The 12,140-nt window shown below is 69.4% G+C and carries 11 protein-coding genes; 8 read left to right on the top strand and 3 right to left on the bottom strand.

The features are described 5' to 3' along the window. Positions 1–32: 32 nt before the first annotated feature. Positions 33–1,016 carry a UDP-glucose 4-epimerase GalE gene (galE, locus tag B118_RS0108940; protein ID WP_028192658.1) on the bottom strand — a complete coding sequence of 328 codons (984 nt, stop codon included), beginning with the start codon at positions 1,014–1,016 and terminating at the stop codon, positions 33–35. Positions 1,017–1,187: 171 nt separating this feature from the next. Between galE and B118_RS0108935 the strand changes: the two genes are divergently transcribed. The 5 genes from B118_RS0108935 to B118_RS0108915 all read left to right on the top strand — a co-directional run bounded on the left by B118_RS0108935 (position 1,188) and on the right by B118_RS0108915 (position 5,439). After that, on the top strand, positions 1,188–2,210 hold the full coding sequence (locus tag B118_RS0108935; protein WP_050563688.1) for a hemolysin family protein: 1,023 nt from the start codon (positions 1,188–1,190) through the stop codon (positions 2,208–2,210). Positions 2,211–2,243: 33 nt separating this feature from the next. Then, a complete protein-coding gene (gene trpS, locus B118_RS0108930; protein ID WP_018221206.1) occupies positions 2,244–3,269 on the top strand; it encodes a tryptophan--tRNA ligase in 1,026 nt (341 codons plus the stop codon). 30 nt (positions 3,270–3,299) lie between these two features. Next, the gene (locus B118_RS0108925; RefSeq protein ID WP_018221205.1) at positions 3,300–3,878 is read left to right on the top strand and encodes a 2'-5' RNA ligase family protein; all 579 of its coding nucleotides are present in this window, start codon (positions 3,300–3,302) and stop codon (positions 3,876–3,878) included. A gap of 117 nt (positions 3,879–3,995) precedes the next feature. Beyond that, complete coding sequence (locus B118_RS0108920; protein WP_026185429.1) at positions 3,996–4,988, top strand: YihY/virulence factor BrkB family protein; 993 nt, start codon at positions 3,996–3,998, stop codon at positions 4,986–4,988. A 7-nt stretch (positions 4,989–4,995) separates the two neighbouring features. Further along, positions 4,996–5,439 carry a hypothetical protein gene (locus tag B118_RS0108915; RefSeq protein WP_018221203.1) on the top strand — a complete coding sequence of 148 codons (444 nt, stop codon included), beginning with the start codon at positions 4,996–4,998 and terminating at the stop codon, positions 5,437–5,439. A gap of 77 nt (positions 5,440–5,516) precedes the next feature. Here B118_RS0108915 and B118_RS0108910 read toward each other — a convergent pair whose 3' ends face one another. Both B118_RS0108910 and B118_RS0108905 read right to left on the bottom strand, forming a co-directional pair. Continuing rightward, positions 5,517–7,148, bottom strand: coding sequence for a glycoside hydrolase family 13 protein (locus B118_RS0108910; protein ID WP_018811420.1), 1,632 nt, complete (start codon positions 7,146–7,148; stop codon positions 5,517–5,519). Between the two features lie 171 nt (positions 7,149–7,319). Then, on the bottom strand, positions 7,320–8,384 hold the full coding sequence (locus tag B118_RS0108905) for a LacI family DNA-binding transcriptional regulator (RefSeq protein WP_043541125.1): 1,065 nt from the start codon (positions 8,382–8,384) through the stop codon (positions 7,320–7,322). 343 nt (positions 8,385–8,727) lie between these two features. Here B118_RS0108905 and B118_RS0108900 point away from each other — a divergent pair, with 343 nt between their 5' ends. From B118_RS0108900 to B118_RS0108890, 3 genes are all read left to right on the top strand, one after another. Further along, on the top strand, positions 8,728–10,029 hold the full coding sequence (locus B118_RS0108900) for an extracellular solute-binding protein (RefSeq protein WP_026273558.1): 1,302 nt from the start codon (positions 8,728–8,730) through the stop codon (positions 10,027–10,029). Between the two features lie 110 nt (positions 10,030–10,139). Beyond that, positions 10,140–11,153 carry a carbohydrate ABC transporter permease gene (locus B118_RS0108895; protein ID WP_027645643.1) on the top strand — a complete coding sequence of 338 codons (1,014 nt, stop codon included), beginning with the start codon at positions 10,140–10,142 and terminating at the stop codon, positions 11,151–11,153. Further along, positions 11,153–12,097, top strand: a complete 945-nt coding sequence (locus B118_RS0108890; protein WP_026270701.1) for a sugar ABC transporter permease — start codon at positions 11,153–11,155, stop codon at positions 12,095–12,097. Before B118_RS0108895 ends, B118_RS0108890 begins: the two co-directional genes overlap by 1 nt. Positions 12,098–12,140: the final 43 nt, after the last annotated feature.

The following is a 12,140-nucleotide window of genomic DNA, read 5'->3' as shown; positions in this document are numbered from 1 at the left end:
CTGATCGAGGTTGGCCGCCGCCGACGTGCTGGCTACCCCCGTGCCGGCAGGTGGTCGCGGTAGAAGGTCCAGGCATCGCCGATGATGTCGGGCAGGGTGGGCTTGGCGGGTGTCCAGCCCAACTCGGTGCGGGCCAGGTCGGCGGCGGCGACCAACTCGGCGGGGTCGCCGACGCGGCGGGGGGCGACCACCACCGGCACCGGGCGGCCGGTGACCTCGCGGACCACCTCGACGACCTGACGATTGGTGAACCCGTTGCCGTTGCCGAGGTTGTAGATCCGGTGCTGTCCGCCGACCGCGGCGCCGAGCGCGAGCAGGTGTGCCCGGGCGAGGTCGGTGACGTGGATGTAGTCGCGGACGCAGGTGCCGTCAACGGTCGGGTAGTCGTCGCCGAAGAGCTGGAGCTTCTCCCGACGGCCGGCGGCGACGTCGAATGCGATGGGGATGAGGTGTGTCTCCGGATTGTGCCGTTCCCCGAGGGGCACCGGGGCGGCCAGGTGGGCGCCGGCGACGTTGAAGTAGCGCAGCGAGACAGCAGCCAAGCCGCTTCCGGCCGCCGCCGAGGTGAGCGCCATGTCGACGGTGAGCTTGGTGGCCCCGTACGTGTTGGTGGGGGCGGTGCTCGCCGTCTCCGAGATGGGCAGCTCGACCGGGTTGCCGTAGACGGCGGCGGTGGAGGAGAAGACGACCTTCGGGACCCCGGCGACGCGTACGGCGTCGAGCAGGGCGAGGGAGCCGACGACGTTGGTGTGCCAGTACAGCTCTGGTTTGACCATCGACTCGCCGGCGGCGATCAGGGCGGCGAGGTGCAGTACCCCGTCGAAGCCCGCCTGCGGGGTTACCACCTGTGCCACCTCGTCCAGGGGGGCGACGATGTGGGTGGCGTCGGGTGCCACGGCGACGCGGTGTCCGGTCCGTAGGTCGTCCAGAACGACAACCTCGTGGCCGGCGTCGAGCAGCATCCGAGTCACCACGCTGCCGATGAAGCCGGCGCCGCCGGTGACGAGTAGTTTCACGTCGATCTCCTCCTGCCGGGCCGCCCCACCAACGACCCTTCGGTGATCACCCTACGGCGGCTTGCTGTGACTGCGCTGCGAGGCGATCGGCGGCGTGGGTCTCCGCCCGCGGGGTGGAAGAACTGGCGCGGTGCTGTTCCGCCACTGCGATGAGTGTCTACCATCCATCTCATGCGGGAAGCGGGTCGTCCCGGGCTCCGGCGTCGTGCGCGGGGGCGACCCCGCCGCGAACCCGGCTCGCTGTCCTGGGCGGTCGCCCGGGTCGTGGTTCGCACCGCTACCGCCGCCACCCGCATGGTGACCGGTCTACTCGGCACCAGTCCGGTGGCCGGGCGGGAACGGATCAGCGAGGACGAGTTACGCGACCTGGTCGCCGCGGCGACCGTGCTGGACCCGGTGGAACGGCGGATTATCGACGAGGTCCTCGTGGCCGGTGCGAGCCTGGTACGCGAGGTGATGATGCCGCGTACCGAGGTGGTCTTCCTCTCCACCGCGCTGACCGTCGACCAGGCGGAGCGCCTGGTCCGGGTCGAGCCGCACACCCGCTACCCGGTGGTTGACGGGACCCACGACGACGTGGTCGGCTTCGTGCACCTACACGACGTGTTGCTCCGTACCGACGAAGACCCACTGGTCACAGTGGGCGAGCTGGCCCGGGAGGTCAAGCGTCTGCCCGGCAGTAAACGGGTGCTTTCGGCCCTGACCGAGATGCGCCGGGAGGGACATCACCTGGCGGTGGTCGTCGACGAGTACGGGGGGACCGCGGGCATCGTCACCTGTGAGGACCTGATCGAGGAGCTCGTCGGCGAACTGTACGACGAATACGACACGCCGCCGGAGCCGACGCACGCCGGCCTGCCCACCACCGTTGACGGTCGGCTGAACCTGGCCGACTTCGCCGAGCGGACCGGGGTGAGCCTGCCGAATGGACCCTACGAGACGGTTGGTGGCTTTGTCATGGCCGAGCTGGGCCGGCTGCCGGTGGCTGGCGACGAGGTGTCGGTGACCGCCGCGCCGGCCGCCCCGGTGGAGCCGGTGCGGGCGCCGCCCGGGGGTTGGCGGTTGCGGGTGCTGACGCTGGATGGGCGTCGGGTGGCCCGGGTGACGGTAGCCGCGGCCCGGCCCGCCGAGTCGCGACGCGAGTCGGGGCTCCCCACCCAGCCCGGTCGCGGCCAACCCGCCGGCCCGTCCTGACGGATGCCCCCGGTTGCTGACAGAATTGCCGGCATGTCCAACGTACCCGTTCGACCGCGCGTATTCTCTGGCATTCAGCCGACCGCCGACTCGTTCCATCTCGGCAACTACCTGGGCGCGGTTCAGCACTGGGTGGCGTTGCAGGAGACGCATGACGCCACCTACTGCGTGGTTGATCTGCACGCGATCACTGCCGGGCACGACCCCCGGGTGCTGGCGCAGCGGTCCCGGGTGGCCGCCGCGCAGCTGCTCGCGGTCGGGCTGGACCCGGAGCGCTGCACCCTCTTCGTGCAGTCCCAGGTGCCCGAGCACGCGCAGTTGGCCTGGGTGTTGGGGTGTATCACCGGGTTCGGTGAGGCGGGCCGGATGACCCAGTTCAAGGACAAGTCGCAGAAGCAGGGCAATGAGCGGGCCAGCGTCGGCCTGTTCACGTACCCGGTCCTGCAGGCGGCCGACATCCTCCTCTACCAGGCGGACGCGGTGCCGGTCGGCGAGGACCAGCGGCAGCACCTGGAGCTCAGCCGCGATCTGGCGCAGCGGTTCAACACCCGGTTCGGCTCGACCTTCGCCGTTCCCGCGGCACACATCGTCAAGGACACGGCAAAGATCACGGATTTGCAGGACCCGACGGCGAAGATGTCGAAGTCGTCCTCCTCACCGGCGGGTATCGTCCTGCTCCTGGAGGACACGGCTCGGTCGGTCAAGAAGATCCGTTCGGCGGTCACCGACACCGGACGCGAGATCGTTTTTGATGTTCAGCAGAAACCGGGTGTCTCCAACCTGCTGACGATCTACTCGGCGCTGTCCGGCCGGAGCATTGACGATCTGGTCGGTGCCTACGCGGGCAAGGGCTACGGTGACCTGAAGAAGGACCTCGGAGAGGTGGTACGCGAGTTCGTGACGCCGATCCAGGAACGCGTCCGTGGCTACCTGGACGACCCGGCCCAGCTCGACAAGCTGCTCGCCGCGGGGGCGCAGAAGGCGCGGGCGGTGGCGGCACCGACCCTACAGGCGGTGTACGAGCGGGTGGGCTTCTTCCCGCCGGTTCGCGGCGAGTAGGCAGCGACGCGACACGTGCGGGTGAGCGAGATGGAACCGGTGGCCGAAGGGGTGGCACGAGGCGTGGACCTGCGGGACGGGTCGTCGACGGCCGGCGGCACAATCCAGATCGGCATCGCGGTGGACATCCCCGAGCCCTGGGGGAGTGCGCTGACCCAGCGGCGGATGGCGGCGGGTGACCAGCAGGCCGTCCCGGCGCACGTGACGCTGCTCGGGCCGACCGAGATTCCGGGCGCTGCCCTGCCAGCCGTCGAACGGCACCTGACCGCGGTCGCCGCCGCGCACCCTCCGTTCACCCTGCACCTGCGTGGGACCGGCACGTTCCGGCCGGTCACCCAGGTGGTTTTCGTAACGGTGGCGACCGGGATCAGCGAGTGCGAGCTGCTCGCCGCGGCGATCCGGGCCGCCCCGGAGCTGCACCGGGAAACTCGTTTCCCGTACCACCCGCATGTCACGGTGGCGCAGGATGTCTCACCCGACGCGCTGGACCAGGTGTACGAGGACCTGGCGGACTTCTCGGCGATGTTCGGGGTGGCGGCATTCACGCTCTTCTCCCACAGTGGCCAGACACGGTGGCAGCCCCGGCGGGACTTTCGGCTCGGCGGCTGAGCTGGTGCCCCGTTCCCGGCGGCGCAACCCGGCCCCCAACTCCGGGGGGTCCACGTCGGTCCGGGGCTACCGCGGAGGATGCCGGCGGGCCGGCGACAGGTCGGCGAGGATGGCGAGGTGAACGTGTTCCGCCGGATCCAGGCGGGTGCCCAGGGCCGGATTACCACCACGCGGCGCCGCTATCCGACCTTCGACCACGGGTTGCGGGCGGCCCTGCTCTACAACCGCCGGTTCGGCAGCCGGCTCGCCGCCGCGATCGCCTACTACGGCTTCTTCGCGGTCTTCGCGCTCGCTCTCGTCGCCTACTCCGTCTTCGGGGCGATCTTGGAGGGAAACGCCGAGGTCAATGCCGCCGCGGCGGACTTCCTTCGGGAGAATCTGCCCTTCCTCGACCCGGTGCAGGTCGCCGAGAGTAGCGGGGCCGTCGGCGTGGTCGGTCTGACCATCCTGGTCTTCACCGGGGTCGGCTGGGTGGAGGCGATCCGTTCCTCCCAGCGGTTGCTGTACGGCCTCGACCAACAACCCGGCAACTTTGTCGTTCGCCGGCTGGTCGACCTGGGCGTGCTGCTGGTGGTGTTCGTGCTACTCGGCGTCTCGGTAGCGGCGGTGGACACGTTGGAGTCGCTGCTGCGGTGGTTGCTGGGCAGCGCCGGCTCGGCCGGGCTCACCACGATCAGTGCGGTGCTCAGCGTCTTCGTGAACGCGGTGTTGGCGACCCTACTGCTGGCGGCGGTGCCCAGGCTGCGGCCCAGCCGGGTCCGGCTGCGCCCGGCGGTGCTGCTGGTGGCGGTGGGTATCACCCTGCTCAACACCATCGGGCGGTACTACGTGGTGCGGACCGAGCGGAACCCGGCGTACACGGTGGTGGCGGGCGCGGTGGGGCTGCTGCTCTACCTCTACCTGCTCAACCAACTCGTGCTCTTCGGCGCGGCGTTGGTGGCCACCGGCACCCGGGGAGAGGTGGTGGACCTCGCGGCGGAGCGGGGGGCGGCCGACCAGGAGGAGGCGGGCTCCCCACCCCCCGAGCAGCCGAGTGCGAACGGGCCGACGGCACCCGAACCAGGGACGGAGCGTCGAACCGGGGATCCGCCCACGGCCGGGGAACGATGATTGGCCGGTGGGCACTCTCGTGACACTTGATCTGCCGGACGACTCGCCGATGCTCGACCTGCCGTGGATTATCACCTTCGGCCCGCTCGGTGGTGCCGACGAGTGGGAGCCGGTGGTCTGCGGCCCGTACGAGCGGGCGCCTGCGTTGGCGTTGGCCGAGGTAATGGTGGCGGAGGAGGCGCTGATGGCAGTGGTCGAGCCGCTGCTGCCGGCGGTGTCGGCGGAGCAGATCCGTGGTGAGATCGCCGCGGCTCAGGCCGCCGCCGAGGATGAGGCGGCGGCGCAGGCGGACAGCGCCGAGCTCTACGGCAACTTTGACGACACCTTCGACGAGGAACTGGTGGAGGGGGAACGGGACCGGGCCGTCCAGGCGGCGATGCCGCCGAGTGAGGCCGCGATCCGGGCAGGCTTTGCCCGGATCGCGGCGAGGTTGCCCGGCCTCGAGCGTTGACCCCGGGCTGGTCGGCTGCCCAGCCGCCCGGCGGCCCGGGGCACGCCGAACGACCAGGTTGGTGGGGTCTTACCCGCTCAGCGCCGTTCGAACCAGGCGGCCGCGTCGACCGGGATCAGGTAGCCGGACTCCTCCCGGGTGAGCGTGGCGCTGGCGACGAGCGGCTCGCCGTACTCGGTGCTGACGGTGGGTGCGTCGCTGATGTTGACCACACAGGTGAGCGCTGTACCGCCGGCGGTGCGGGTGAAGGCGAGGACGCCCGGCCGGCTCTCCTGCCAGACGATCTGGGCCGCGGCGGTGGCGAGCGCGGGGTGCGCTCGGCGGATCCGGAGCGCGGTGCGATACAGCTCGAGCGTGGAGTCGGGGACGCCGCGCTGGGCAGCCACCGACAGTTCACGCCAGGTAGCCGGGGCGGGCAGCCAGCTCAGCGCGCTGCCGGCGGGGCCGAAGCCGTACGGGGCGAGCTCGCCGCTCCACGGGATCGGCACCCGGCAGCCGTCCCGGCTCTGGCCGGTCCGCAGGTACTGCGGGTCCTGCCGCAGGTCGTCCGGGAGGTCGAGGACCTCGGGTAGGCCGAGCTCCTCACCCTGGTAGACGTAGGCGCAGCCGGGCAGCGCCAGCATCAGCAGAGCTGCGGCGCGGGCGCGGCGTAGCCCGGCCGGCCCATCCCCGTACCGGGTGACGTGTCGCTGCTTGTCATGGTTTGACAGCACCCAGGTGGTGGGCGCGTTGATGACCGCTGACTCGGCGAGCGCGCTGTCGATGACCTTGCGGAAGGAGTCGGCCGACCAGTGGGCGTCGAGGAAGTCGAAGCTGAACGCCTGGTGCAGCTCGTCGGGACCGATGTAGCGGGCGAGCCGTTGCGGGGTCTCCGCCCAGGCCTCGGCCACCGCCATCCGCCCCCCGGGGTAGCTGTCCAGGATCGGCCGCCAGGCACGGTAGATGTCGTGCACCTCGTCCTGGTCGAAGTAGGGCAGTCGGCTCTTGCCGAGCAGTTCGACCTGTCGTTGGCCGGTCTGCTGGCCGAAGCCGACATCCGGCAGCCCCTCCGCCTTGATCATTCCGTGGGCTACGTCAATCCGGAAGCCGTCGACGCCGCGGTCCAACCAGAACCGGAGCACATCCTCGAACTCGGCGCGGACCTCGGGGTTGCGCCAGTTCAGGTCCGGCTGCGCCGAGTCGAACAGGTGCAGGTACCACTGCCCGTCGGGCAGTCGGGTCCAGGCCGGTCCGCCGAAGATGCTCTCCCAGTCGTTCGGCGGCAGTTCGCCCGCCGCTCCGCGCCCCGCGGCGAAGTGGTAGCGGGCCCGCTCGGGGGAGCCGGGGGCCGCCGCGCTGGCGGCCTGGAACCAGGGGTGGGCGCTCGACGTGTGATTGGGTACCAGGTCGACGATGATCCGTAGGCCCAGTGCGTGCGCGTCAACGATCACGTCGTCGAACTCGGCGAGGGTGCCGAACATCGGGTCGACATCGCGGTGGTCAGCGACGTCGTAGCCGCCGTCAATCATGGGTGAGGGGTAGAAGGGGGTCAGCCAGAGCGCGTCCACCCCGAGGTCGCGCAGGTACGGCAGGCGTTGCCGCAGGCCCGCCAGGTCGCCGATCCCGTCACCATTCGCGTCGGCGAAGCTGCGGAGGTAGACCTGATAGATGGCGGCGGAGCGCCACCAGTCATCGTCGGAGGTCGGCGGGGTGGGGTTGCGGACGGTCATGAGGGGTTCCCCGATCTCGCGCGGTACGGCGGTCTCCGGCGCGGGTAGGGGTGGTGGCGCCGGTTGCTGTGCAGAATGCCGGCAAGGCGTTGCAAGAGTCAAGCAGCTCTTGCGCAAGGTTGTCCGGGGTGTGCCGCCCGGCCGGGATCCGACGGGGCGGACGGCGGGTGGTCAGACCGAGACCGCCAGCGGGGACGGGGTGGCACCGGGGTCAACGCTGGGCGTCCGGGCGACCGCGGTCGAGCCGCGTACCACCAGCTCTGGCCGGAACAGATATTCCGAGTGTGGGGCGGCATGCCCGTTGATCTCGTCCACCAGGGCCTGCACGGCGGCGACCGCCATCGCCGCGACCGGCTGGCGCATGGTGGTCAGGGGTGGATCGGTGAAGGCCATCAGCGGGGAGTCGTCGTATCCGACGACGGAGACGTCGCGGGGCACGGCGAGCCCGCGTTGTCGGGCGGCGCGGATGGCACCCAACGCCATCGGGTCGGAGCCGCAGACCAGGCCGGTGACGCCACGGTCCAGCAGCCGGGTGGCGGCGGCCTCGCCCCCTTCGACACCGAAGAGGGAGAGCTCGGTCAGTTCGGTGAGCTCGGCCTCGGAGACATCGGTGCAGCGCCGCATGGCGGCCTGGTAGGCGGCGACCTTGCGCTGTACGGGAACGAACCGGTTCGGCCCGGTGATCAGGCCGATCCGTCGGTGCCCCAGCGCGACCAGGTGGGTGACGGCCAGCTCGGCGGCCTCCCGGTCGTCACAGGAGATGAAGGGCGCGGGGAGGTTCGGTGCGTAGCCGTTGACCATGACAACCGGTAGTGGGCGGGCGATCAGTGCGCGGTACCGCTCGTGGTCGGCGGCGGTGTCGGCGTGCAGGCCGGAGACGAAGACGATGCCGGATACCTGCCGGTCGAGCAGCATTTCGACGTATTCGTCCTCCCGGATCCCTCCGGGGGTCTGGGTGCACAGCACCGGGGTGAAGCCGGTCGGCGCCAGCGCCGACTCGATGATCTGCGCGAAGGCGGGAAAGATCGGGTTGTCGAGTTCCGGGACGACCAGGCCCACCAGTCCGGCGCAGCGTTTGCGCAGCCGGGCTGGACGTTCGTAGCCGAGCACGTCGAGGGCGGTCAGGACGGCCTGTCGGGTCTCGGGCGCCACTCCGGGGCGGTCGTTGAGCACCCGCGACACGGTGGCCTCACTGACCTCTGCCTGCTGGGCGATGTCGGACAGTCGAGCGCGCATGGCGGCACTGTAGCTCACCAGATGGTTCTTGCGCTTACGGGCAAATTCTTGCAGTCCTGGTTTCCGAGGCTGCTGGCCCGACGAAGGACGATGTTCGGTCGGCGCGGATCCTAGGGACGCCGCATCGAGCAGCATCAACGCGGCGGGGGTGTTGGCGGCCCGGGGGGCGGCGGGCGATGACCGGCCGAGGCTTGGCCTGCCGTTTCGTCTTGCAAGCCCGGCATGAGCTGGGTCTAGATGACAAGATGGCTCCGGTTGTTGCAAGACCGTTCGCAAAGGGTTTCTAACTTGGAAAACTCTTGCTAGTGTCCCGCCGACACCGGCAGGCAATCTAGGAGCGAACATGCGTCGCACAGCCAAGGGAGTCGCCGTACTCGCCTCCACCGCCCTTGCTCTGACCCTCGTCGCCTGTGGCGAGGACGAGCAGAGCGCGGGGGAAGGATCAACGACCGACCCCGCAGCCATGACCGCCGAGCTGACCTGGTGGGACACCTCAGACCCGAAGAACGAGGGTCCGGTCTTCCAGGAGCTGATCGCCAGGTTCAACCAGACCTATCCGAACGTGAAGATCAATTATCAGTCGGTCCCGTTCGGTGAGGCGCAGAACCAGTTCAAGACGGCAGCGCAGGCCGAGACGGGTGCGCCGGACATCATGCGGGCGGAGGTGGCCTGGGTTCCGGAGTTCGCCTCGCTGGGCTACCTCTACGCGCTGGACGGCTCCGAACTGCTCGCCGACGAGTCGGACTTCCTGGCTACTCCGCTCGCCTCGAACAAGTACGACGGCAAGACCTACGGCGTCCCGCAGGTGACCGACACGCTCTCGCTCATGTACAACAAGAGGCTGTTGGCCGAGGCGGGTGTCGCCGCCGCGCCGACGAGCTGGGCCGAGCTGAAGACCGCCGCCCAGGCCGTCAAGGAGAAGACCGGCGCGGACGGCCTCTACCTGAATCCGGCGGGCTACTTCCTGCTGCCGTTCCTCTACGGCGAGGGCGGGGACCTGGTCGATGTCCCGGCCAAGAAGATCGTCGTCGGCTCGGACCAGAACGTCGCCGGGTTGGAGATCGCCAAGGATCTGATCGACAGCGGTGCGGCCGTCCCACCGCCCGCGACGGACTCCTACGGAACCATGATGACCCTCTTCAAGGAAGAGAAGGTCGCCATGATCATTAATGGTCCCTGGGAGGTCAACAACGTGTCGCAGGCGCCGACCTTCGGCGGCGTGGAGAACCTCGGCATCGCCCCGGTCCCGGGCGGCTCGGCCCGGGCCGGTGGTCCGGTCGGTGGGCACAACTACACCGTCTGGTCCGGAATGCCGGAGGAGAAGGTCGAGGCCGCCGTCGCATTCGTGGCGTTCATGAGCTCCGCCGAATCACAGGCCTTCCTCGCCGAGAAGCTCGGGCTGCTGCCGACGCGAAAGTCGGCCTACGACCTGGACTCGGTACGGAGCAATCCGATCGTGACCGCGTACCAGCCGGCCGTCGAGGCCGCGGTCGGCCGCCCCTGGATCCCCGAGGCCGGCCAGTTCTTCGAACCGCTGGACCAGATGGCCACCGAGGTCCTGATCCAGAACCGGGACCCGAAGGAGGCGCTCGACAAGGTCGCGAAGAGGTACCAGGCGGAGGTCGTCACCGCGTACGGGTTCTGATCCACCGCCGGCGGGCAGAGGCCGGCGACCCCTCGTCCCTCGGCATCCGGCCGGGCCGGCGACCGCTCCGGTCGCCGGCCGACCGGCTCACCTACTGGAGCTCAGCTGACATGCGCACCGTGACCGCCGCGCCAGCGTCCGCGCCGCCGGACCGTCGCCCCGCCCGCCCGTCCCGACTTCGTCGTAGCTGGGACCGGAACTGGTACGCCTGGGCGATGGTCCTGCCGGTGGTGATCGTCCTGGCAGTCTTGATCTTCTATCCGCTCGGCCGCGGAATCTGGCTCTCCTTCACCGACCTCAACGAGGCCAACCAGGTGGCGGAGATCTGCACCAAGTCGATCACCGGCGGTGAGGTCTGCGAGGAGAACCCCAACCGGTGGGAGTACGCGGGTCTGGACAACTACGTCCGGGTCCTCACGGGCCAGGTTGGCCGGTTCTGGGAGTGGACCGGGATCACCCTGATCTGGACCTTCGTCGGTGTCGCCTTCCACTATGGTCTCGGGCTTGGCCTCGCCATCCTGCTCAACCGCCCGATCCGCGGCCGCGGCCTCTACCGAGTACTGCTGGTGCTGCCGTGGGCGGTGCCGGCCTTCGTCAGCGCCTTCGCCTGGAAGTTCATTTTCAACGAGCGCTTTGGCCTGGCGAACTCGCTGCTCATCGGGCTCGGGGCCGACCCGCTCCCGTGGTTCTCCGAACGCTGGACCGCACTGTTCACCGCGATCGTCACCAACGTCTGGCTCGGCGTGCCGTTCATGATGGTGGCGCTGCTGGGCGGGCTGCAGACCATTCCCGGTGAGCTCTACGAGGCGGCAGAGATCGACGGCGCGTCGCCGTGGCAGCGGTTCCGGGCCATCACATTGCCGGGCCTGCGGTCGACCAGCATGACCGTGATCCTGCTCGGCACCATCTGGACGTTCAACCTGTTCCCGGTCATCTTCCTGGTGACGGAGGGAGAGCCGGCCGGAGAGACCGAGATCCTGGTGACCGGCGCGTACCGGGCCGCCTTCGAGGGCATTCGTAACTACTCGCTCGCCTCCACGTACGGCGTGTTGATTCTCTCCATTCTCTTGGTCTTCTCCGTGTTCTACCGGCGGGCACTGCGTAAGCAAGGCGAGGTGTGGTGATGAGCCAATCGACCAGCTCCGGGATGGCCGCGGCAGCGGCGGGGACACCGGCGGCCCCGATCGAGGCCGGGGCCACGCCGACCGCCCCGGCCGAGACCACGCGGCGTGCTGGCCGTAGTCGGCGTAGCCCGGCGACGTCGCTGCTGTTGCACGGGACCTTGATCGTCGCGTCGCTGGTCGCGATCGGTCCGATCGTCTGGGTGCTGCTCTCCTCGTTCAAGCCCGGGTACGCGGTGCAGAGCACCAACCTGACCCTGGTCCAGGATCCGACCCTGACCAACTACCGCTACGTGCTCTTCGACACCAACTTTCTGCGGTGGCTGCTGAACTCGGTGCTCGTGGCAGCCGGCACGATGGGGATCGGCATCTTCCTCTCGGCGACCACCGGCTACGCCGTCTCCAGGTTCAACTTCCCGGGCCGCCGGCCGTTGATGATGGTCTTCCTGGTCACCCAGATGTTTCCGGTGGCCATCCTGATCGTGCCGATTTACACAATCATGGCGCGGCTCGGGTTGATCAATACGTTGCCGTCGCTGGTGATCGCCTACCTGACCATCGCGGTTCCGTTCTGTGCCTGGATGCTCAAGGGCTACTTCGACTCCATCCCCACCTCACTGGACGAGGCGGCGGCGCTGGACGGCTGCGGCCCGTTCGCCACCTTCTGGCGGGTGGTGCTGCCGTTGGCCCGCCCGGCCGTCGCGGTTACCGCCTTCTACACCTTCCTCACCGCGTGGGGGGAGGTCGCGTACGCGTCGGCCTTCATCCAGACCGACAACCAGTTCACCCTGGCGTACGGTCTTCGGCAGTTCGTGCCGCAGTACAACCCGCAGTGGGAGTACCTGACGGCGGCGGCGGTGCTGGTGACGGTTCCGGCCGGGCTGGTCTTCATGATCGCCCAACGGCACCTGGTCTCGGGCCTGACCGCAGGTGGTACGAAGGGCTGAGGCGCCGGTCGACCGAGCCCCTCTACTACGACCCGTCGTGGTG

This window comes from Salinispora pacifica CNR114, assembly GCF_000514775.1.
Taxonomy (GTDB): Bacteria; Actinomycetota; Actinomycetes; order Mycobacteriales; family Micromonosporaceae; genus Micromonospora; species Micromonospora pacifica.
The sequence above is the reverse complement of the archived record's forward strand: the minus strand, read 5'-3'. Positions and strand labels throughout refer to the sequence as shown.